The organism is Pseudomonas sp. K2I15 (genome assembly GCF_002204795.1).
Lineage (GTDB): Bacteria > Pseudomonadota > Gammaproteobacteria > Pseudomonadales > Pseudomonadaceae > Aquipseudomonas.
The window spans coordinates 41,146-64,404 of sequence record NZ_NIXO01000030.1 but is presented as its reverse complement, the minus strand read 5'-3'; the positions used below and the strand labels follow the sequence as shown (position 1 = coordinate 64,404).

Annotated in this window: 12 protein-coding genes; 5 read left to right on the top strand and 7 right to left on the bottom strand. The window is 61.3% G+C overall.

All coding sequences use genetic code 11. The annotated features are described in order from the left end of the window. Positions 1-19 precede the first annotated feature (19 nt). A complete protein-coding gene (locus CEC48_RS18570) occupies positions 20-2,311 on the bottom strand; it encodes a fatty acid cis/trans isomerase (RefSeq protein WP_088425060.1) in 2,292 nt (763 codons plus the stop codon). Between the two features lie 164 nt (positions 2,312-2,475). Between CEC48_RS18570 and metH the strand changes: the two genes are divergently transcribed. Further along, entirely contained in the window at positions 2,476-6,186 is a 3,711-nt protein-coding gene (metH, locus tag CEC48_RS18565; RefSeq protein WP_088425059.1) for a methionine synthase, read from the top strand. A gap of 43 nt (positions 6,187-6,229) precedes the next feature. Here metH and CEC48_RS18560 read toward each other — a convergent pair whose 3' ends face one another. Continuing rightward, positions 6,230-13,186 (bottom strand): NEL-type E3 ubiquitin ligase domain-containing protein, encoded by a 6,957-nt coding sequence (locus tag CEC48_RS18560; protein WP_088425058.1) that lies wholly within the window; start codon positions 13,184-13,186, stop codon positions 6,230-6,232. 137 nt (positions 13,187-13,323) lie between these two features. Between CEC48_RS18560 and CEC48_RS18555 the strand changes: the two genes are divergently transcribed. Further along, complete coding sequence (locus CEC48_RS18555; RefSeq protein WP_088425057.1) at positions 13,324-13,539, top strand: DUF2970 domain-containing protein; 216 nt, start codon at positions 13,324-13,326, stop codon at positions 13,537-13,539. 6 nt (positions 13,540-13,545) lie between these two features. Here CEC48_RS18555 and CEC48_RS18550 read toward each other — a convergent pair whose 3' ends face one another. Beyond that, positions 13,546-14,625: an ABC transporter substrate-binding protein gene (locus CEC48_RS18550; RefSeq protein WP_088425056.1), complete on the bottom strand. Its 1,080-nt coding sequence runs from the start codon at positions 14,623-14,625 to the stop codon at positions 13,546-13,548. 451 nt (positions 14,626-15,076) lie between these two features. Here CEC48_RS18550 and CEC48_RS18545 point away from each other — a divergent pair, with 451 nt between their 5' ends. Beyond that, entirely contained in the window at positions 15,077-16,735 is a 1,659-nt protein-coding gene (locus tag CEC48_RS18545; protein ID WP_088425055.1) for a nitrite/sulfite reductase, read from the top strand. Further along, positions 16,719-17,213 carry a DUF934 domain-containing protein gene (locus CEC48_RS18540; RefSeq protein WP_003210798.1) on the top strand — a complete coding sequence of 165 codons (495 nt, stop codon included), beginning with the start codon at positions 16,719-16,721 and terminating at the stop codon, positions 17,211-17,213. The genes CEC48_RS18545 and CEC48_RS18540 overlap by 17 nt, the downstream gene beginning before the upstream one ends. A 66-nt stretch (positions 17,214-17,279) precedes the next feature. Here CEC48_RS18540 and CEC48_RS18535 read toward each other — a convergent pair whose 3' ends face one another. Further along, the gene (locus CEC48_RS18535; RefSeq protein ID WP_218192534.1) at positions 17,280-17,690 is read right to left on the bottom strand and encodes a MarR family winged helix-turn-helix transcriptional regulator; all 411 of its coding nucleotides are present in this window, start codon (positions 17,688-17,690) and stop codon (positions 17,280-17,282) included. Positions 17,691-17,826: 136 nt separating this feature from the next. On the opposite strand from CEC48_RS18535, the gene CEC48_RS18530 reads away from it, so the two are divergent. Then, positions 17,827-19,332 (top strand): FAD-dependent oxidoreductase, encoded by a 1,506-nt coding sequence (locus CEC48_RS18530; protein WP_088425053.1) that lies wholly within the window; start codon positions 17,827-17,829, stop codon positions 19,330-19,332. A 10-nt stretch (positions 19,333-19,342) separates the two neighbouring features. Here CEC48_RS18530 and CEC48_RS18525 read toward each other — a convergent pair whose 3' ends face one another. The 3 genes from CEC48_RS18525 to CEC48_RS18515 all read right to left on the bottom strand — a co-directional run bounded on the left by CEC48_RS18525 (position 19,343) and on the right by CEC48_RS18515 (position 23,029). Next, positions 19,343-20,977 (bottom strand): SulP family inorganic anion transporter, encoded by a 1,635-nt coding sequence (locus CEC48_RS18525; RefSeq protein WP_088425052.1) that lies wholly within the window; start codon positions 20,975-20,977, stop codon positions 19,343-19,345. Beyond that, positions 20,967-21,584, bottom strand: coding sequence for a ParB-like protein (locus CEC48_RS18520; RefSeq protein WP_088425051.1), 618 nt, complete (start codon positions 21,582-21,584; stop codon positions 20,967-20,969). Before CEC48_RS18520 ends, CEC48_RS18525 begins: the two co-directional genes overlap by 11 nt. Positions 21,585-21,751: 167 nt before the next feature. Next, the gene (locus tag CEC48_RS18515) at positions 21,752-23,029 is read right to left on the bottom strand and encodes a serine/threonine transporter (protein WP_088425050.1); all 1,278 of its coding nucleotides are present in this window, start codon (positions 23,027-23,029) and stop codon (positions 21,752-21,754) included. Between the last annotated feature and the right edge of the window lie 230 nt (positions 23,030-23,259).

Below are 23,259 nucleotides of genomic sequence, written 5' to 3'. Positions count from 1 at the left end.
AAAAGACTTTCGCCCCCGATCAAAGGTTTTCATAACGATTCATATCCAGCACACCCTCTTCCACCGGCGTGGTTTCACGGATGTACTGCGACAGGTCGTGAAAGTACTGCCAGAACTGCGGATGACTGCGGCGGACGCCCCAACGGTCGACGATCTTCTCGAAGCGATTGGCGTCCTTGGCGTTTTCCATGGCGGCGACAAATTCCGGCACTTGCTCCGCCGCAATGTTGAACATGAAGTTCGGGTAGCTGCTCAACACCCCGGGATACACAGTCACGGTGTCCAGGCCGGGCTGATAGCGATACGCCTCACCCAGCATAAAGGCCACGTTGCTGTGGGCCCGATTGCGCAGCAGGCTATAAACCTCGCGCTTGCCGCTGCGGGTTTCGATGCGCAGCAGGGTCGCTTCCGGTAACAGGTCGATCACCTTGAGCCCAGCCGCCGGGCGATTGGTCAGGCGGCTCAGGGCCTGTTCAGCGTCTTGCAACGCCGGGTCGATGCCGGGACGCGAGCAAAAGGCGCTGACGCATCGGTTGATCGGGTCCGGGCTGGCGTTCAAGTCGCCGTAACGGGCCAGCAATTGGTTGGCGAAGTCACGCTTGGGATCTTTTTCGTCGAGTTTCAGCCCGGTGGGCTTGTCGTCGTCAATGGCTTCATAGTCCAGCCACAGCTTGACCTTGCCGCTGTTCTGGTACCAGTCGTCGAGGAAGTCATCGCGCGAATCCGCGGGCATCAAGCGCAGGAAGTTCTGCTCGGCACCGTTGCGAATCAGGTCGAAATACAGACGCGTCTGCGCCTGATGGGAGACGTTTCCGAACACGTCGAAATTCACCGCCAACTGGTAATACGTGCGCTCCAGCAGCGGATAGTCGAACAGCCACATCGTCTGCGGCACTTCGCCGATCAAACCCTTGGTCACCGACGCACTGTCAAAATGGCGGAATATCGTCAGCAGCGCATTGTCATTGCCCGCCCACAGGCTCGCCCAGCTCGGCGGCGGCACATCGGCGTAGCTGTCCCGACGCAGCGCTTCGTACTCGTTGCGCTTGTCGCGGTATTTGAGCCAAAGGCCGAGCACGCTGCCCACATCGTCAATCTGCCCCGGCATCGCCAGCAGCGGCGTGGCCTGCCCGCGATAGCGGGCATCGGTAATGTACAGGTCGTGGTCGGGGTCCTGGAACAGGGTCCAGAAGTTGTCGCGGATCACGTCCGTGGCGATTTGCCCACGGCACACCGGCCCGCGAATAAAGGTGCGCACGAAGTATTCGGCGTTATCCAGCATGAACTGGTAACGCGCCTTGACCGGAATCGCCTCGAAGGTCTCGAACGGGTTGGCCCGCCGGCCCGGCCCGTAGCCCGGCAGCGCGTGCACTTGCCAGTCGTCGGTGTAGAACAGCGACTTGATCCGCGCCATTTTCTCGGCACTGAACGGATAGGTGATGTGGGTCTTGTGCACAATCACGCCCTGCACCGGCCACAAGCGGTAGTAAATCTGGGTGCCCGGGTCATCGTTGGGGCGGCGGGTGTTGATCAGGTCGATCGGCTGGCCGCTCGGCGTGCGCGAGCGTACCCACTGGAAGAAATGCCCCGGCTCGCCGCCTTCAAAGTAGATATGGGCGAGGAACAGGTGCTCGAACAACCAGCGTGCCACCAGGCTTTTCCGGGCGCCGGGCTGGTTGAACAGGTTTTCCCACTGCTGCACTTGCAGCGCTTCCTGGGCACTCGGTGCCAGGCCTTGTTCGTCGATCGGCGCACCGGAGGCCAGCCAGCGTTGCAGGGTCTGGTACTGCTGGTCGGTCAGGCCGGTGACCGCCAGGGGCATGCCTTCCCTGGGGTGGCTACCTGCGTAGGCGTTGAACTCGCCCGGCATCGGGCAGGTATTTGCGCGGTTCAGGCCCAGCACGATGTCATCGGGCAGCTTGGCGTTGGGCTGCAACGGCGCGTTATGCCCCAGTTCCAGCATTCGCGCCATCAGTGCGGCCTGGCTGCCCTGGGCGTCGAGCACCGAGTAGAAGCCCTTTTGCTGCCAGGCGGCCTTGCAGAAGGCGTCATAGAACAAACGGGTGGGTTGGCTGGCCTGGCTGCGTTCGCCGTCATACACCGGCACTTTGGTTGCGCCGCGGGCGGCACCTTCGGCACTGCCCAGGTTGAGCTGGCAGGCCGAGTCGTAGCACGCATGGCAGGCCACGCACTTCTCGGTGAAGATCGGCTGAATATCACGGGTATAAGAGATCGCCGGGGCGGGACCTTCTGCCTGTGCGGTGAGGGCGAACAGCGCAAACGCAGCGCTGACGATAAGGCGAAGCGACATGTTCCCGGTCCCGATTCGATACTTACAGTGAAAAACCCGTCAATTCTACCGATGTAACGCCCCCGCCAACATGAGCGATATTCATGCAAACCTTGCACATGCTCTAAAAGCGCACAGGTTTGATATGATCTTCGCCCTCCGTAATACCTGACCAGAGTAGTCCCATGCCCGATCGTAGCGCTCGTCTGCAAGCCCTCCACCAAGCCCTCAAGGAACGTATCCTGATCCTCGACGGCGGCATGGGCACGATGATCCAGAGCTACAAGCTGGAGGAGCAAGACTACCGTGGCAAACGCTTCGCCGACTGGCCGAGCGACGTCAAGGGCAATAACGACCTGCTGGTGATCACCCGTCCGGACGTGATCGGCGGCATCGAGAAAGCCTACCTGGATGCCGGCGCCGACATCCTGGAAACCAACACCTTCAACGCCACGCGCATTTCCATGGCCGACTACGGCATGGAAGATCTGGCCTACGAATTAAACGTAGAAGGCGCGCGACTGGCGCGCAAGATCGCCGACGCCAAGACCCTGGAAAACCCGGCCAAGCCGCGTTTCGTCGCCGGCGTCCTGGGCCCGACCAGCCGTACCTGCTCGCTGTCGCCGGATGTGAACAACCCCGGCTACCGCAACGTGACCTTCGATGAATTGGTGGAAAACTACACCGAAGCCACCAAAGGCCTGATCGAGGGTGGTGCCGACCTGATCCTGATCGAAACCATCTTCGACACCCTCAACGCCAAGGCCGCGATCTTCGCCGTACAGGGCGTGTTCGAGGAGTTGAACGTCGAACTGCCGATCATGATCTCCGGCACCATTACCGACGCCTCCGGCCGCACCCTGTCGGGCCAGACCACCGAAGCGTTCTGGAACTCGGTCAGCCACGCCAAGCCGCTGTCTGTGGGCCTCAACTGTGCCCTGGGTGCCAGCGAGCTGCGCCCTTACCTGGAAGAGCTGTCGAACAAAGCCAACACCCATGTGTCGGCGCACCCGAACGCCGGCTTGCCCAACGAGTTCGGCGAGTACGACGAACTGCCGGCGCAAACGGCCAAGGTCATCGAAGAGTTCGCCCAAAGCGGCTTCCTGAACATCGTCGGTGGTTGCTGCGGTACCACACCAGGCCACATCGAAGCCATCGCCAAGGCCGTGGCCGGTTACGCACCACGCCAGATCCCGGACATTCCCAAGGCGTGCCGCCTGTCGGGCCTGGAACCGTTCACGATTGATCGCAGCTCGTTGTTCGTCAACGTCGGCGAGCGGACCAACATCACCGGCTCTGCTCGCTTCGCCCGCCTGATCCGTGAAGACAACTACACCGAAGCCCTGGAAGTCGCCCTGCAGCAGGTGGAAGCCGGCGCCCAGGTGATCGACATCAACATGGACGAAGGCATGCTGGACTCGAAGAAGGCCATGGTGACCTTCCTCAACCTGATTGCCGGCGAGCCGGACATCTCCCGCGTACCGATCATGATCGACTCCTCCAAGTGGGAAGTGATCGAGGCCGGCCTCAAATGCATCCAGGGCAAGGGCATCGTCAACTCCATCAGCATGAAGGAAGGCGTCGAGCAGTTCATCTACCACGCCAAGCTGTGCAAGCGTTACGGCGCTGCTGTGGTGGTGATGGCGTTCGACGAAGCCGGCCAGGCTGACACCGAAGCGCGCAAGAAAGAAATCTGCAAACGCTCCTACGACATCCTGGTGAACGAAGTCGGCTTCCCGCCGGAAGACATCATCTTCGACCCGAACATCTTCGCGGTCGCCACCGGTATCGAGGAGCACAACAACTACGCCGTCGACTTCATCAACGCCTGTGCCTATATCCGCGACGAGCTGCCGTACGCGCTGACCTCGGGCGGCGTGTCCAACGTGTCGTTCTCGTTCCGCGGCAACAACCCGGTGCGAGAGGCGATTCACTCGGTGTTTTTGCTGTACGCGATCCGCAACGGCCTGACCATGGGCATCGTCAACGCCGGCCAGTTGGAGATCTACGACCAGATCCCGGCCGAGCTGCGCATTGCGGTGGAAGACGTGGTGCTCAACCGCACCCCGGAAGGCACCGACGCCCTCCTCGCCATCGCCGACAAGTACAAGGGCGACGGCAGCGTCAAGGAAGCCGAGACCGAAGAATGGCGTGGCTGGGAAGTCAACAAGCGCCTGGAACACGCGCTGGTCAAGGGCATCACGACCCACATCGTCGAAGACACCGAGGAATCCCGGCAGTCGTTCGCGCGCCCGATCGAGGTGATCGAAGGCCCGCTGATGTCCGGCATGAACATCGTCGGCGACCTGTTCGGCGCCGGCAAAATGTTCCTGCCTCAGGTGGTTAAGTCCGCCCGGGTGATGAAGCAGGCCGTGGCCCACTTGATCCCGTTCATCGAGCTGGAAAAAGGCGACAAGCCGCAAGCCAAGGGCAAGATTCTGATGGCCACCGTTAAGGGCGACGTACACGACATCGGCAAGAACATTGTCGGCGTGGTGCTGGGTTGCAACGGCTATGACATTGTCGACCTGGGCGTGATGGTCCCGGCCGAGAAAATCCTGCAAGTGGCCAAGGAACAGAAGTGCGACATCATCGGCCTGTCCGGCCTGATCACCCCGTCCCTGGACGAGATGGTGCATGTTGCCCGCGAGATGCAGCGCCAGGATTTCCACCTGCCGCTGATGATCGGTGGCGCTACCACCTCCAAGGCCCACACGGCGGTGAAGATCGAGCCCAAGTACAGCAATGACGCGGTGATCTATGTCACCGACGCCTCCCGCGCCGTGGGCGTAGCCACGCAGTTGTTGTCCAAGGAATTGAAGCCGGCATTCGTTGAAAAAACCCGCCTGGAATACATCGACGTTCGTGAACGCACCGCCAACCGCAGCGCCCGCACCGAACGCCTGGCCTACCCGGTGGCGATCGCGAAGAAGCCGCAGTTCGACTGGAGCACCTACACGCCGGTCAAGCCGACGTTTACCGGCTCCAAAGTGCTGGACAATATCGACCTCAAGGTCTTGGCCGAATACATCGACTGGACGCCGTTTTTTATCTCCTGGGACCTGGCCGGCAAGTTCCCGCGCATCCTTACTGACGAAGTGGTCGGTGAAGCCGCCACCGCGCTGTACGCCGATGCCCAGGAAATGCTCAACAAGCTGATCGACGAAAAGCTCATCAGCGCCCGCGCCGTGTTCGGCTTCTGGCCGACCAACCAGGTGCAGGACGATGACCTGGAAGTGTACGGCGACGACGGCCAGCCGATTGCCAAGCTGCATCACTTGCGCCAGCAGATCATCAAGACCGACGGCAAGCCGAACTTCTCCCTGGCCGATTTCGTGGCGCCAAAAGACAGTGGCGTGACCGACTACATCGGTGGTTTTATCACCACCGCCGGCATCGGTGCCGAAGAAGTCGCCAAGGCTTATCAGGACGCTGGCGACGACTACAACTCGATCATGGTCAAGGCCCTGGCCGACCGCTTGGCCGAGGCTTGCGCCGAGTGGCTGCACCAGCAAGTGCGTAAAGAACACTGGGGCTATGCCAAAGATGAAGTGCTGGATAACGAAGCGCTGATCAAGGAGCAATACAGCGGTATTCGCCCTGCCCCAGGCTACCCGGCGTGCCCGGATCACACCGAGAAAGCCCAGTTGTTCCAACTGCTGGACCCTGAAGCCCAAGAAATGCATGCAGGGCGCAGCGGTGTGTTTCTTACCGAGCACTACGCGATGTTCCCGGCGGCAGCGGTCAGCGGCTGGTACTTCGCCCACCCGCAGGCGCAGTACTTTGCCGTGGGCAAGATCGACAAGGACCAGGTCGCCAGCTACACCGCCCGCAAAGGCCAGGACCTGAGCGTGACCGAGCGCTGGCTGGCGCCTAACCTGGGTTACGACAACTGATCAACACCGGGGCCGGTTTCGGCTGGCCCCGGTGTCACTCTGTTTACAGGTCGAGTTCGGCACGCTCGCGGGTAGAAAGCTGCAGCGCCAACGTTTTCTGCGCGGCCGTTTCCTGATCGGCCAAGGCCTTCACCTCAGTCTTGTACTGCTCGTTGATGTCCGAATGCCGGGATTCCAGCGCCTCCACTCTCACTTGGTGCGCCTGCGCCAACGCGGAAAATTCATCCAGGTATTTTCGCTTCAGATAGTTCACCCAATATTCGCGCGTCACCAATTTATCGATGAACCCAGGCGTACTTTCCTTGGCGATGATGCTGGCATAGGCCCGATTGATATCCACGTCGGTCACTCGCGACAGGCCTTGGTACAGCATGCTCACCGGCTGCCTGGGCAGCATCAGACGCTGGGCCAGGCCAATACGATAAGCCAGCCGGACCTCCGCCTCGTCAACACCGGGACGCTGACGAATCGCTTCGCCAGCCTGCGCCTCCACCTCATCCAGCCGGATCATGCCTCTGGCCAGACGAAACAGGCTGGCACCCTCCTGGCCCGGGGCAACGTTTTTGAGGGCGTTGTACTCATAAACGCCAACCTCAAGCTCATTGAACAATAGCGCCCAACCATCGCCACAGGTGGCTCTGTGTACCAATGCCCTTGCCTTGTCAAACATCAGCCGCCTCAAGTCGGCATCCTGATAGGACGTCTCCACCACCTCCCACACCCGTCCCGTGAGTTCCGCGCGGTCCCGGGCGAAGTCACGGGTGCTTTTCAACCGGGAAATAATGTAAAAAAATTGAGAGTTGCCGTCAGTCGCCTTGAGATCGTCCCAGGCCACAAGCTTCTCCGAATCGGCAGCCACGCCGCAAGACCACTGGGCTTTCTGCTCCCGATCCGTCAGGAATTCGGGATGAGCATCCTCTTCGGCGCTGCCATCACTTTCCTCATCCGTCACCTCGTACCCATCCAGTAACCGGTCTATTTCCCGCTGGGTAAATCCCAAGCCATTGCCGGTTTCCACCAGGTGGTCGCGCAGCACCCGAAACTCCGGCTCCAACAACAAGTTGTCCGAGAGGTCCGTGCCCGCCATCAATTGGCGGTGCTGTGGGCTCAAGGCGGCGTGAGGCACTGCCTCAATCTGATTGTTGCTCAGGTTCAGGGTCCTTAGATGGGGCGCCTGCAACACGCCCTCCGGCCAATCCGCCAGGATGTTGCCATGCAGGTTGAGGGTTTCCAGGTTGTGCAGGCCGCTGATGTCCAGGCTGTCGAGGGTGTTATCGCTCAGGTCCAGCCACGTAAGTTCAGGCAAGCGGTCCAGTTGCCGCTTCAGCTCGGCGGCGCCCCGGAAGTCGTTGTAGTTGGCTTCAAGCCGGGTAAGCGTGGTCATCTCGCTGACGGCTTCCGGCAAGCTGCTCAGCCCGTTTTTGTTGAGCATCAGGGCGCGCAAGCCAGGGAACCCGCGCAGGAAGGCATTGGAACCCTCCTCCGTAAGTTTGACCTCGCTGAGGTTCAGCACCCGGACATGTCCGAAGTACCTACCCAACGCCGGTAAGTCCCCCACAGATAGCCCGGAAAGATCAACGATGTGCCGCCCATCGGTTGCCGTCAGACCCGCCTGCGCATGAAGGTTGCGTCGCCAACTTTCCAGCAGCCTGTCTGCCGCCCGCCGCCGATCAAGAGCCTGGACCCAGCCGCCGCCATCCCTGTACCCGCGGATATCGATCCAGGCGTTCAACTGTCCGATCAACTCATCATGCTGCTGGCTCCATTGCCCGAGCCGCGCCTCGACAGCGCGGGCCGCCAGCCCCCCTGCCCCCTGTGCGGTCAGTTCATCAATGCGCCGTATCGCGTCGACAGTACTCAGTGCAGGGTCGAGCCGTTGCAGCCGGGCTGCCGACGTCATTTGCGCCTCGCCGCCAGTGGGTGGCACAGGCAGCGGTATCGTTAAATTCGGATTTTCCGCAGACTCCACCGGAAAAAACTCAGGATCGCCACCGGTACGCCCTTGCGCGAGAAGCTCCAGGGAAATACCCAGGGGAGATTGCACCGCCGTGCGCAGCGCGAAACGTTGCAAGTTGCTGATGGAGGCAGTGTTCAAGCGGCACCCCTGCACGTAGGTGCTGAGCATCAGCGGGTCATGCCCGCTTAAAGCCGTCAACGGAACATCGGTAATAGCGCTGCAGCTCAAGTCCAGCCTGACCAGATTGGGCAGATCCAACACGCCTGTGGGCCAAACCTTGGTCCCCGTATGGGCCAGGCTCAAACTGCGTAACTGGTTGAGCCTACCGACATCGAGCCTGTCGATCCGGTTGTACGACAGGGTCAGCTCTCGCAACCCTGTGAGGCGGTTCAACTGGCGCTGTATCTCTGATGTTACGGTTAGTTGGTTGTGGGACAGATCAAGGCCGGCAAGGCTGTGCAGGTCACTCAGCGTTGATGGCAGCGTCGCCAGATTATTGCCGCTCAGGCCCAGCCTATGCAGGCCCGGGAATCGCTCCAGCAGCGCGTCCAGTGCCTGCACCGGTACACGAGCCCTTCCGAGGTTCAAATGCTGTACATGCCCGAAGCCTTGAGCCGGCAGTTGTGGAAATTCTCCCAGCGCGCCCCCCGACAAATCAAGGCGGGCAATTCTCGGGTCAATGGGTAATGGGTTGTCACCCGCAAGGCGTCGGTCCAACCCGTTGCGCCAGCAAGCCAGGAGGTTCTCAGCGGCACGTTGACGGTAAAGGAAATCCACTAACTGGTGATCAACCCGTGGCTCGCGGGTTTTCCAGGTGTCCAGCGCCCCGACCAAGGTGCTGTGCTCCTCGCGCAAGGCATTGACTCGAACCACCCTGTCTCGCCCCGAAAGCCCCAGATGCTGGAACTGTGCGACCGCATCTGGGAACAGCGGCGAATCGGCGGGTCTCAAGGCTTGCAGACTGCCCCTGCAATAGTTCTGCACCAAGCGTTCCTCGTCCACCAGGTGCGCAGTGTTACCACTCAGGTGCTCAAACACTTGCATGAAATCCGCTGGTGTGAAGGACGACCAATTCAGGTGCAGGGCTCGCCACACGCGTTCATGCCCCTGGAATATCGTCGACGGCAGTGAATTGATCCGGGTGCCCCAGAGATTCAGCTTCTCAAGCTGCGCAAGGTCCGCGACCCCGACAGGCAAGGTCACCAGGGAGCCCGACACCACCAGCGTGCGCAGGTTTGGCAAACCACTGACATCCAAAGCCTCCATCGTCCCGCTGAGGGCCAGGCTTTCCAACTGTGGCATTGCATTGAGTACACGCCCAAAATCCTGGGGGTAATCCAGGCCGTGACCGTCGATCGACAGCTCGTTGATATTCGTCAGGTTGCGCAGGCGTTCGCCCACCGCATCCAGGCTGGCCTGCTGCGCATAAACCTCCAGGCGCTGCACGTTCGGGAACTGCCGAAACAGCGCAGCCCCGTCCTCGCCGGCCATCGCTGCCCCCTGCAGTTTCAAACTGCGCACATGGGAAAAATCCGCCTGCAAGTCAGGCAGGCGATACTCCCAGACGAGGTCCAGGTGCGCGTGGGCGGGTAACCCGCGATACAGGTTTTGACGCCAGCACGCGATGAGGTCCTGAGCCATCTGCCTGCGCCTCGGTCCGACGAGTTGCGGATTGCCGACTGCCTCGTTCATCCACCCTTCCAGGGCCGCCTGCAGGCTGGAAAATTCGCGGCTGCGCTGGGCCACTATATGGGCTACCTGCGACCTGTTTTCACCATTGGTCAGGCGTGCCTGCACAAAACGGGTGGCCTGCTCTTCGCTGAGATTGGGATACAGATCCTGCACCCTGGCCACCAGCGATCCTTCATCCTCAACCCCCACGCCACGGCCACTCAGTCCGTAGCCCAAACGCCCGCCGAACCGCTGCCAGGGCGTCCGGGCGCGGACAATACGCTGCTTCAAGACCGTGGCCATTTCACTGCGATGGGCGGTGGCGTAACGCGTCAGGGCGCGTTGCAAATCCGCCTGCTGGCTGACCAAGGGAAAACCCAGCCCGCGCCGTACGTCATCAGGTAACGCATGCAGGATCGATTCAGAAAAATTGCGTGTACCGGACCCCACTGGGTTGAGCGGCACACCGCGTTCATTGTAAGCCCGGAAGCTGTCGCCGTCCTTGACCAGAACCCGGCGAATCGAGGCCGTTTCAGGGCCAACGCTGTCCAGTAACACCCCTGTGATATTTCCCGCGCGAAGCTCCAGCCGGACGCTCGCCGGCCAACCTGGCAATCGCCCCAGACTGTGCAAGGCCAGCCTGTGGCTGTCCACTGAAGCGCTTGTCTCACGCAGCAAGCCAGTCATCGCCCGGCTCAAACGCGCTTGCTGGGCATAGCCTCGGGCGAGGTTATCCAAACGCTCGGGGGGCTTGCCGGTTTTGCGCATCTGCGCACGTTCCTGATCGCTGGCAGTGGCCAGGATTTCGCCCATGGCCTCGCGAGACAGCATCGCAAACCGGCGCTGAATCCACTCACTGTCGGGCGCGGCAGGCTGTGTGGGGTGGGACATGCCGTCAAACAGCGCCTGTTTGCGGTTGAGGGCAACGTCGGCCAGTCGTCTATTGAATAGCTGCGCCCTGTCCGCCTCTGGGCCGTTTGCCTCACGCCCCAACATATCGGCGCTTTCCTGCTCACTCAGTTCCGACAGTACCTGGCGCGCCAACTTGCCTTGGCGCACCTCCGCGCGCGTGACCTTGATCGTGGCGCGCACATCGGCCGCCGACAACGGGCTGCCATAACGCTGGGATCGCCCCCACGGTTCCGGCCCTTCAAACACTTCCAGCACCCTGCCGGCCGGCCAGCGTGGCATCTCGACCACCAGCGGCAGGGTGTATTCGTAATGCGGGTGCAGGCCCGAGCCACTGCGAATCTGCGCGATCAACTCGTCCACCTGTTGATCGACCCTGAACTGCCTCAGGGTTTCAGCCAGTGGCGCCGGCACCGGCAAGCCATCTATATGGACTTTGCGTAAGGTCTCCTCGGACACCCCGCTGATGTCGCCAAGGGTGGTCAGGGCCTCATCGGATAAACCGTGAGTGTCATGCCCCAATCGCCGCAGCAATGTCAGGCGATCCCACTCCCGTGGCCGCTCGTGAATCCCGCGCCACGCGCCGGCGTTGTTGCCTTGTAGCTCGGGTTGATACGCCGCGGGATCATTGGGGTGTTTGATCCGCCATTTTTTCAGCTGGGTGTCAAAACCCTTCTCATACACGCCTTCGCCGATCCGAATGTAAATCCGACCGCCCGTCTCGTACTGGCCTTGGGCATTGGGTTTGATCGACGGGTCAAGCTGCACCTCACTGCGGTACGGCGCAAGGTCCGGTTTCCACAAGCGCGCCTCACCGCCGGGCAATTTGACCGGCACCAGGCCGTCGACCCATTTGGAGACCTGGATCACCGGCGCCCGGCTGGCCAGTGCGCCCGCTCCTGCCAGCGTCGCCATGAATGCCAGGTTCAGCGCCACCGACTCCAGGTGTGCCCAGGCGGCATCCAGGTCACCCTGCTTCCACGACTCAATGCCGTGGTAAACCTCCATCCCCAACTGGATCGCCGTGACCGCCAGCATCACCTCGCCCAGGCCCGGGACGATAAACGCCGCCACATTCAACACATTCAAGCCCAGGCTGAGCCAGTGCTCACGGCGTTCCTGGGCGGCCTTGCGATCCGCTTCGGCGGTGGGCACGGCGAGTTTCAGGGCATTTTCTTTCAGGCGCTGCACGTGTTTGTCGTAGAGAGCCCCGAAAAGCTCGCCACTCAGGGCGGTCTCGCGCAGGTTCAGGCTGATATTCTCGTCGTACTGTTGCTCGTACAGGCCCTTGGATGCATTCCACTTATAGGTAAAGAGTTTTTCCTGTAGCCGCTTGAGAAAAGCCGCCGCATCGCCTTGCGGCAACAAGCTGCAGAAAAGCTGCTGATAAGCCGGTGAGCGCAGGTTGATTGCCAGGTCTTTGTCGAACGCCTCCAGCGTCGCGTAGTCCTTGATCGGCGCCAGCGGTGCACCGGGAATCCAGACCACAAATCGACCCCGGGGTGTGGACGAACCAAGCGTGAGTAAATTGACGCCGGGCGCTGTGGGCGACAACCAATCAAAAATCGTCCCGCTCGGCCCCACCGCCGGCGCGCCGATCAACACCACCTCCGCCAGCGTAAATCCCAGCACCGACAACTGGCTGTAGACCACCGCCTTGCCTGCCAGGCTGGGTCGATCCTCACCGGCCTGTATTGCCAGCAGCAGGTTATAGGCCGGCTCGGCAATCTCGCCTTTCATTCGGGCAGTGTGGGTGCGCACGGCCATCAAGGCCTTTTGCGCACTGATCATCTGCTCACGCACGGTTGCCGAACGTTCCGGCGCGTCAAACACCTGCTTCAAATGCGCCTGGTACTGCTGGCCCAAGTCCAGAGTGCGGCAGAGCGTCGAGAAGTCCTGCGGCGTAATCGACAGTTTCTGCGTATAGCGATAGCGCGCCGACCAAGACCCGGCACTGGTGAACTCACCGTATTCAGTCTTCAGTGCGCCCACCGGCGCCAGGGCACTAGTCTCGCCCAACGCCTGCTGGGTGAAGTCTTCATTGCCCTCGAAATTCAACAGCGCCGCCTGCAGCAGCGTGTGTTGCTCGGTGACCTCACGGTAGCGCAGGTAGAACAATGCGTTCTGGTTGACGTCCAGGGTCTGCCCAAAGCGTTTGCTCAACGCCTCGACCAGCAACGGCTGGGCAAACTCAGTCGGGCCCTTGAGCAGGCTCAGGGTCTTGGCCAGCACTTGGTTGGCCGTACGACTGCGCGCCTGGCTGTCGCTCAAGGCTTTGCGCAATTCCGGTGTTGCGGTGGACAGCCATGCAGGCGGCGGGCCGGGCGGAATGCGCCCGGGAAGCAACCCGGCCCTCAGGCGATTGATATCTGCCGGAGCGCTGTGGGCCAGCCAGGCAGGCAGCCGGGCCTTGATCAGCGAGGTGTGCAGCCCCTTGTCGAGCGGCGGGGTGGAATCTGACATGCGGTATCTCCTGAGACTCTTGTTAAGGAGTCCCAGTACACCCAGCGCGTCGCCTTCCAGGGTGGTAGATAGCTACTTGCCGCAAGTTGACTATCCTCTGGGTAGCTTTGTTCTCATCACCACCGATTGAGGGCCACATGGACGACTCCGACAATAAGCCACCCAGCTTCTGGCAGATGCTCCACAGCGTGATGGCCGCAGCCTTCGGCGTGCAGAGCGGCAAGAATCGCGCACGCGACTTTACCCACGGCAAACCCAGTCACTTTGTGGTGCTGGGCATTCTGTTCACCGCGATTTTTGCCTTGACCCTGTTTGGTATCGTCAAGCTGGTGTTGCACCTGGCCGGGGCTTGAGCCCGGTCAATGCGTCAGCAGTTGCAGGCTGAATGGGTAACGGTAAGTCGCAGGCTTGCCCTGGGCCGACAACGCGCGAAAATCCACGCCGTAGTCCTCGCGCCCGCGCAACTGCAACAGCTTTGCGGCCTGGGGCGGGTCGATCAACTGAAAGAGCCCGAGCTTGCGCTCACGCCCTCCGTACTGCGCCATGTGCAGCCCCCGGGCATCGTCATGCAGCACCACCATCGCCCAGCCGCCGAGGGTAAAGTGCCCGGCCACCAGTACGCTCATGCGCCCCTCGATGCGCGCCTGCAACGCTTCGGGCGAACTGTTGACCGCGCTGAATAACACGTCCTTGCCCGGCGTGCGCCCGCTGCCTTTGAGTGCGTCCATCGCCCCCAGCGCCATTTCATCGTTGGCTGACCACACCAGTGCGGCCTGCGGGTAACGTTTGAATAATTGCGTGGCCTGCTCGAAGGCCCGCTGGCGGCTCCACTCGCCATACACCAACTGGCGCAGGCGCACTTGCGGATGGTCTACCAGGGCACGGCGCAAGCCTTGTTCACGCAGTTGGGCGGCGGGTGTGGTCTTGGCGCCGGAGAACGCGATCAGGTCAAGGGTCTGGCCGGGGGCGACGGGGCCATGCAGGCGCAACAGTTGCGTGAGCATCAAGTAGCCCGCCTCATCGTCGTCGGCGACCATGCTGCCGATCCAGTTGGGGTACTTGCCCGCGCCGAGCAGTTGGGTCTGGTCGGCGGTCAGGGCGTTATTGACGATCAGCAATTTGACGCCGCTGCCCTCGGACAGCCGCAGGATCTGCGGGGCGATGTATTGCTCGTTGACCAGCACCAGGTAGTCCGGGCGCTCGCTGCCTTGCAATGCCTCACGGGCTTGGGAAAGGGTCGTCTCGGGGTTGCGCTCGGAATAGCGCACACGCAAATCCAGGCCGAGGTCCCTGGCGGCGGCCTGCATGAATTGCGCGTAGCTGACCCAGAAGGCCTCGGTTGAATTGCCAGGGTTGAGAAACACCACCGACGTCGCCTGGGCGATGGCCCAGAACGGCATGCTCAGCACCAGCAAGCACTTGCAGAGAACCTTCAACATCGTTGCCAGAGCCCTTCGAAATGACCGCCCATGATAATGGCTACAGGCCGGTCAATCTCGATTAATTGCCGACTGTCCGACAATCTGGCTCGGGTAGCGCCCGCTTATTGATGGCTGACCCAGAACACGGCAGTGGAAACCACCAGGATAATCAAGAACAAAATGGCCCAGGCATCGACACTGCTGTCACTTTTGCGGGCTTTGGTCGGATTGCTCATAGCATCGCCTCTTGTCGGTTTTATAGGTGATTGCATAAAGACACGAGCACAGTAAAGTTCATGATTGCCCGCATGACAAATGTGGGTATCGCGATAACCGTTCTCATTAGGCCATTTGGTTATTTGCATATACTCAAACATCACTTTTGCGCATAAACGCAAACTGGTATCGTGCGCCGGCTCCGTTGGGAGTGCGCGGCCGTGCGCGCAGATTTGCCGAGAACAGGACCTATATGTACGTATACGACGAATACGATCAGCGCATCATCGAGGACCGCGTCAAGCAGTTCCGTGATCAGACCCGACGCTATCTGGCAGGCGAACTGAGCGAAGAAGAGTTCCGCCCTCTGCGCCTGCAAAATGGCCTTTATGTTCAGCGCTTTGCGCCGATGCTGCGGGTTGCCGTGCCTTATGGCCAACTGACTTCCCGTCAGACGCGCATGATGGCCAAGATTGCCCGCGACTTCGACAAAGGCTACGCCCACATCAGTACCCGCCAGAACGTCCAGTTCAACTGGCCGGCCCTGGAAGACGTGCCAGACATCCTGGCTGAATTGGCCACCGTGCAGATGCACGCCATTCAGACCAGCGGTAACTGCCTGCGCAACGTCACCACCGACCAATTCGCCGGCGTTGCCGCCGACGAACTGATCGACCCGCGCCCGTGGTGTGAAATCGTCCGTCAATGGACCACCTTCCACCCGGAATTCGCCTACCTGCCGCGCAAGTTCAAGATCGCCATCAATGGCTCGACCTCGGACCGCGCTGCAATTGAAGTGCACGATATCGGCCTGGAGCCGGTGCATAACGCCGCTGGCGAACTGGGCTTCCGTGTTCTGGTAGGCGGTGGCCTTGGCCGTACGCCGGTGGTGGGTGCCTTCATCAACGAATTCCTGCCGTGGCAGGACCTGTTGAGCTACCTTGATGCCATCCTGCGGGTCTACAACCGCTATGGCCGTCGTGACAACAAGTACAAGGCCCGGATCAAGATCCTGGTAAAAGCGCTGACCCCTGAGGTGTTCGCCCAGAAAGTCGACGCCGAGATGGAACACCTGCGCGGCGGCCAGACCACCCTGACCGAAGCCGAAGTGCACCGCGTTGCCAAGCATTTCGTCGACCCGGACTACAAGGCCTTGAGCAATCAGGGCGCCGAGTTGGCCGAACTCGACCAGCAGCACCCAGGTTTCGCCCGTTGGCGCACCCGCAACACCCTGGCCCACAAAAAGCCGGGCTATGTGGCCGTGACCCTGTCGCTGAAACCCACCGGTGTTGCACCGGGCGATATCACCGACAAGCAACTGGATGGCGTCGCCGACCTGGCCGAGCGTTACAGCTTCGGCCAACTGCGCACCTCCCACGAGCAGAACATCATCCTCGCCGACGTCGAACAGTCTCAACTGTTCACCCTGTGGGGCGAGTTGCGCGAGCAGGGTTTTGCCACGCCGAACATCGGCCTGCTGACCGACATCATCTGCTGCCCGGGTGGCGATTTCTGCTCCCTGGCCAATGCCAAGTCGATCCCGATTGCCGAATCGATCCAGCGCCGTTTCGACGACCTGGACTACCTGTTCGACATCGGCGAGCTGGACCTGAACATCTCCGGTTGCATGAACGCCTGTGGTCACCACCACGTCGGCCACATCGGCATCCTGGGCGTGGACAAGAAAGGCGAAGAATTCTACCAAGTGTCCCTGGGTGGCAGCGCCAGCCGCGATGCGAGCCTGGGCAAGATCCTCGGCCCATCCTTCGCCCAGGAAGCCATGCCCGAGGTGATCGGCAAGCTGATCGACGTGTACGTTGAACAGCGCACCGAAGATGAGCGTTTCATCGACACCTACCAGCGCATCGGCATTGACCTGTTCAAGGAGCGCGTCTATGCAGCGAATCATTAAGAACAACGAAGTCCTCGACGAGACCTGGCACCTGCTGCCCAAGGACGCGAGCTTCGATGGCATCTCCAACTGCGACGACCTGATCGTGCCGCTGGCCCTGTGGCGCGAGCACGCTCACGCCCTCAAGGCCCGCGACGGCGGCCTGGGCGTATGGCTGGACGCCGATGAAGAAGCCGAAGAGATCGGTGATGACGTGGAGCATTTCCAGGTCATCGCCCTGAACTTCCCGGCCTTCACCGACGGTCGCAACTACTCCAACGCCCGCCTGCTGCGTGACCGCTACGGTTACAAGGGCGAGTTGCGGGCGATTGGCGATGTGCTGCGCGACCAGTTGTTCTACCTGCGCCGCTGCGGGTTCGATGCCTTCGCCTTGCGCGCAGACAAAGACCCGTATGAAGCGCTGGAAAGCCTCAAGGATTTCTCGGTGACCTACCAGGCCGCGACGGATGAACCGTTGCCGCTGTTCCGCCGCCGGTAACCTTCAGCACCCGCTTCGATACCCCTCACTGAGGGGTATTTTTTTGCCCGGGCTTTTATCGATGCGCTATTTGACCTCCAGGGTGACCAGCGCATCGTCGTTGAGGTCGGCGGCAAACTTGCCCATCAGCCGCACCAGGTCCTCGACATCCTGCGCCTCCCAGGTGGCGAAAATAGCCATGCCCATCCGGGTGCGTGCGTCATCCACCCGGTCCGTCATCGCCTTGCCTTGCGGGGTGATCACCGACTCGCGAACCCGGCGGTCCTTGGCGCTTTCCTGGCGGTCGACCAAGCCAAGGCTTTCCAGCTTCGCCACCTGGCGGCTGACGGTGGTGTAGTCGCGCCCCACGCGGTCGGCCAGCTCCACAACCCCGATCGGTCCCAGCCGCTCCACCAGCACCAGCAGCGGAAACAGTGCCCGATCCAGGGATATCCCCGCCTCCCGCACCATCACTTCGTCTCGCTGGGGCCGGTTCATTGCCCCGACAATTTCAATCAACGCCCCGTGAAGCTGGCGAATCTGAAGGCCTATATGTGTATTTTGCACGCTTTTTGTTGACACGGATTTTTCCTTGCTCAAATATATGTGCATATTACACATAAAGGCGATCCAGATGAAACAGCAAAGCCCAGTCGACGTTCTGATTTGTGGTGCGGGTGCGGCCGGTTTGACCCTGGCGATCGACCTGGCGCGACGGGGCGTTTCCTTCCGCCTGATCGAGAAAGCGGCCTCGCCGTTCCATGGCTCACGCGGCAAGGGTATTCAGCCCAGAACCCAGGAAATATTCGAAGACCTCGGCATTCTTGAGCAAATTCTCGCAGCGGGCGGCGCCTACCCGCCCGAGCGGCTATACAACGTCGATGGCACCCACACCGACACCGAGGTTATCGAGCACCAGCAGCCAACACCCGCAGAACCTTATCAGCAGCCTTTGATGCTGCCGCAGTTCCTTACCGAAGGGGTGATGCGCGAGCGCCTGTTGGAATTGGGGCATTGCCCCGAATTTGGCTGCGAGTTGGTTAGCTTCGAACAGGACGTTAACGGCGTCACCGCACTGATTGTCGGTAATGACGGCGAACAGACGCTGCGCGTACGTTGGCTCGTGGGCGCAGATGGCGGCCGCAGCGTGGTACGCCACACGCTCAATGTCGGCTTTCCCGGCCAGACCCTCGGCGTTCGTGCCGTCGTGGCTGATGCTGTGATGACCGGCCTGTCACGGGACTACTGGCACCGTTACGGCAAGGGCGACATGGCAACGCAACTCGCGCTATGCCCACTGGCCGGAACCGAAATGTTTCAGATACAGGCGCCGATTCCGCTCGATGTGGAAGTTGACCTCGGCATCGACGGGCTCACGACCATGGTTGCGCAGCGCACCGGCCGGCAGGACATTCACATCCAGTCCGTCTCCTGGGCGTCGGCCTACACGATGAACGCGCGGCTGGCCGATCACTATCGCGTCGGGCAGGTATTTCTCATCGGGGACGCTGCACACATCCACCCGCCGACTGGCGGCCAAGGCCTCAATACCAGCGTGCAGGATGCCTACAACCTGGGCTGGAAGCTGGCGGCGGTGGTCGCCGGCGCACCCGAAGCATTGCTCGACACCTATGAGGAGGAGCGCCGGCCTGTCGCTGCGTCAATGCTCGGCCTGTCGGCGAAGCTGCTTGATGGGATGAAAAAGGGCGATATGCGTCGCGGCCGCGAAGTGCATCAACTCGATATCGGTTATCCCGACTCCTCGCTGGCGCTGCAACTTACGGGACGTGAGGGCGGCTTGCTCGCCGGTGACCGGGCGCCCGATGCAACGGTTCGGAACGCCGCTGGCCACTCATCCCGGCTATTCAGCCTGTTCCAGGGCGCGCATTGGACGCTGCTCGGCTACGAGGTGGAAGGCGGACCGCCAAAGCCTGGGGCCGGGCTGCATATCCATCGCTTCGGCCCAGGCGGCGACCTGGTCGATGATCAGCGGCAGTTCAGTGACGCTTACAACCTTGCCAGCGGCGAATGGGTGTTAGTGCGCCCGGATGGCTACGTTGGAGCGATCGTCACGAATGACGACCTTGAGACATTGCACGGCTACTTCGCTCAAGTGGGGCTCAGCGCCGAGACATTTTAAGCGTCCGGGTTCAGGCGGTTGGCTGCAAGGCCAACTGCACCGCTCCATCCACACTCAGCCCGCTGATCAGCACCTGCGGCGCGCACGCTTCGGGCAGCTTCTGCAACACTTCCTGTGCCTCATGCCGCACGCGGGCCAGCACCAGGCACTTGCCCTCCCCTTGCACCTGCACGAAAAACGCCTGTAACGCCTCAATGCTGGTGCCGTCCAGATCCGGCGACTCTTCCAGGCTCAGCACCACGGTGTGAACCGGCGATGACACCCGCCGCATCAGGTGTAAAACGGCGCCCAGCACCCGCTCGGCATTCGCGAAAAACAGCGCTTCACTGGGCCGTACGATCAGCACGCCCGGGATCTGTTCGGCGTTCGGATGATGTTGCAGGTCGACAAAATCATGCCCGCCATCGATGCGCCCCAACTCGCGGACGTCCGCTGACGACATCTGCCGCAGCATCAACACCACACTGATGCCGACCGCCACCAGCAAACCGTCCAGCACGCCGAGCACCAACACCGCGGCTACCGCGCAAATCACCAGCAGCCGGTCGCGCCGCCAAGAGAAATAGCGGCCCAGGGGTTGCAGGCTCAAGCCCCGGCCCAACGCGTAGATAACAATCGCGGCGAGCACCGGCTCCGGCGTCAGCGCCACCAACGGCAGTACGGTAAGGACGATCAGCAACACCACCACGGCTGCCACGGCACCCGCCAATCGGGAGTTGGCCCCGGCGGCCTCATTGGCCGAAGTCGCCGAATAACCAGCACCCGTGGGCATCCCTTGAAACAGCCCGGACAACAGGTTGGCGGCCCCCAGCGCTAGCAGATCGCGATTGGATGACACCCGGTCGCCGTGCTTGAGGGCGAATGAACTGATGGAGCCGTAGGACTCGGCGTAAAGAATCATCACCATCGCAAACGCCAGCTCCCCCAGGCGCAGCCAGTCGGCAAACGGCAACACCGGCAGGTGGGCCAGTTCCAGGCGCAGGTCGATGACGCCGATCAACGCCACACCGTGGGCCTGCAAATCCAGCCACTGGCCGGCGGCAATCCCGAGCACCACCACCAGCAGCCCGCCCGGCAGGCGCCTGATCCGTGCGCACAGCCACAGCAGCAGCAAGGCGACGCCTGCCACGGCAGCCGCCGCCCAGTTCCAGCGAGGCAGTTGTTCCAGTAGCTGGGGCAGGAAGCGAATCAGGTTGTTATCGGTCAGGTGTACGCCCACCACACTGGCGAGCTGCTTAAGGATGATGGTCAGCGCCAGCCCGAAGGCAAACCCACGTAACACCGGTTTGGCGATAAACGAAGTCAGGCCGCCCAGCTTGAGCAGCCCGGCCAGCAGGAAAAACGCCCCGGTCACCAGCACCAGGCCCATCGCCAGGCTCAGCCGCAACGTGGGATTGTCCCCTGCCAACGTCGCCGTAGCCGCCGCCAGTACAGCGGCCGAGGACGACGTGGCAGAGACAATCGCGAACCGGCTTGTGCCAAACAGGCCGTAACACAACAGCCCGGCGAACAAGGCGATAACGCCCGCCTGGGGCGGCAGCGCGGCGATACTGGAATAGGCCACGGCCTCGGGCAACAGCAGGCCCGCGATGGACAGGCCGGCCAATAAGTCCTGAACCCGGTTTTGGTTGGTCTCAGTTGCCAATCTGACCTACCCATCCTGGCAGGTAGCGGGCTTCCTGACTGCGCGCCAGGGTCATGGCCTTGCCGATCAGCTTGGGGCTCAGGTCATTCATCAGGTCGCTGCCGATCCGGCTGCGGAAAAAGTCTGCCCAGAGAAACTCGCTGAACGGCGTCGCGTCCTTGGCATAACCTCCAGCGGTGCGTAGCAGGCCCGCCAGGCTGCGGTAAGGATCGTCCTGCAAATCGGTAATCCGCCGGGGAATCGCATCGTAGGAACGACGAATGCCCCGCGCGTCATACGGATGCACCCATTGGTTGAAGGTCATGACGTTCCAGAACGTGGTGCGCTCGACAAACGACAGGTCCTTGAGCACCAGCAATGACACGCTCTTAACGCCTTCCTGCAACAACGCCAGGCCGAAGTGATGATGGTCGGTGATGTAGTAACGCTCGTCCGGTCCAACCACACAAGGAAACCAATGCTGGTCGAGTGCGGCGGCGCGCTCCTTGCGCTTGAGCTTTTTCCAGGCCTCGCGCTTGCTCGCGACCTCGGCGAGGCCGACCGTCAATTGGGTGGGGTGCAGTTTCTCCAGCTTGCCAGTGATCAACTGCGGGCGGGCACGAGCCATGAACAACCTCCAGGTAAGAATTCGACGTGCCTTGCAGACACCCGCGACAAGCTTAGTCGTGAATGCCTGCACAGCGTTGATACTTATCAGGCCAACCGGCTTTTACGGGCACAAAAAAAGCCGACTCGCGTTATGGGCAAGTCGGCCTTTTGCACAGCGCCCGAGTATCAGGACATCAGCGAGTAAATCAGCGCGGTGATCGCCACCAGGCCAACGGCCGTGACGAACACGTTGGACGCCTGCCCACGGTACTTGGCCATCGCCGGCACCTTGCGGATCGCGTACATCGGCATCAGGAACAGGATCGACGCAATGATCGGCCCGCCCAGGGTCTCGATCATGCCGAGGATGCTCGGGTTAAGCGTCGCAACAATCCAGCACACCACCAGCATGAACGCAGCCGTCATGCGGTCCAGGGTCTTGGCCGCCGGGCGGCGGCCGCTTTTGAGCACCAGGCCCTTGAGGCCTTCACTGGCGCCGATGTAGTGGCCCAGGAACGACTTGGCAATCGCGACAAAGGCGATCAGTGGCGCGGCGAACGCGATGGTCGGGTTGCTGAAGTGGTTGGCCAGGTACGACAGGATCGACAGGTTCTGCGCCTTGGCTTCGGCCAGTTGCGCCGGCGACAGGGTCAGTACGCAACTGAACACGAAGAACAGCACCATCACCACCATCAGGATATGCGCCCGGGACAGGATCTGCGAGCTGCGCTCCTCGGCGTGTTCGCCGTGCTGGCGTTTCTGGTCGACTGCAAAGGCCGAGATGATCGGCGAGTGGTTGAACGAGAACACCATCACCGGAATTGCCAGCCACAGGGTGTGCAGCAGCGCCGAAGGGGCCGGCACGGTGCTGGCGGTGCTGAGGATGCCGCCGTTCCAGTGCGGCACCAGGTACACGGCCAGGAACAGCAAGGCAACGATAAACGGATACACCATCAGGCTCATGGCCTTGACGATCACCTGCTCGCCGCAACGCACCACGGCCAGCAGGCCGAGGATCAGCACCAGCGACAGGATCGCCCGGGGCGGCGGCGCAATATGCAGTTGATGCTCCATGAAGCTACCGACGGTGTTGGTCAGCGCCACGCTGTAGATCAGCAGGATCGGGAAGATCGCGAAGAAGTACAGCAAGGTGATCGCGGCGCCGGCCTTGAGGCCAAAGTGTTCCTCGACCACATCAGTGATGTCCGAGCCTTCACGGCCCGAGAGCACAAAACGGGTCAGGCCACGGTGGGCGAAAAACGTCATCGGGAACGCCAGTACCGCGAGGATCATCAGTGGCCAGAAACCGCCAAGGCCCGCGTTGATCGGCAGGAACAAGGTGCCGGCGCCGATGGCCGTACCGAACAGGCCGAGCATCCAGGTGGTGTCCTGGCGGCTCCAGCTTGTGAGGGTTGCAGGTGTCGTTGCGTAGCGTTCGTCGACGCTATTGGCCTGATCATTCATCCGTTCGGATCTCCGCATTCACTCAGCCGGAACGAGTCAGAAAAACCTGACAGGCAGCGCCCCGACCGAAACAGGGGCGCGATTGTCCGGGATTCGCTTGAATAAGCAAAGACTTAGCTGAGGAGCGGTTGTGCGGTGCAGAGGATTCAAGGCGGTTTTGGCCTTGACGAATTTTACATTTCGAAAGAAATCTATTTTATAAATTTATACCGTCATGTATTTTTAAGTCC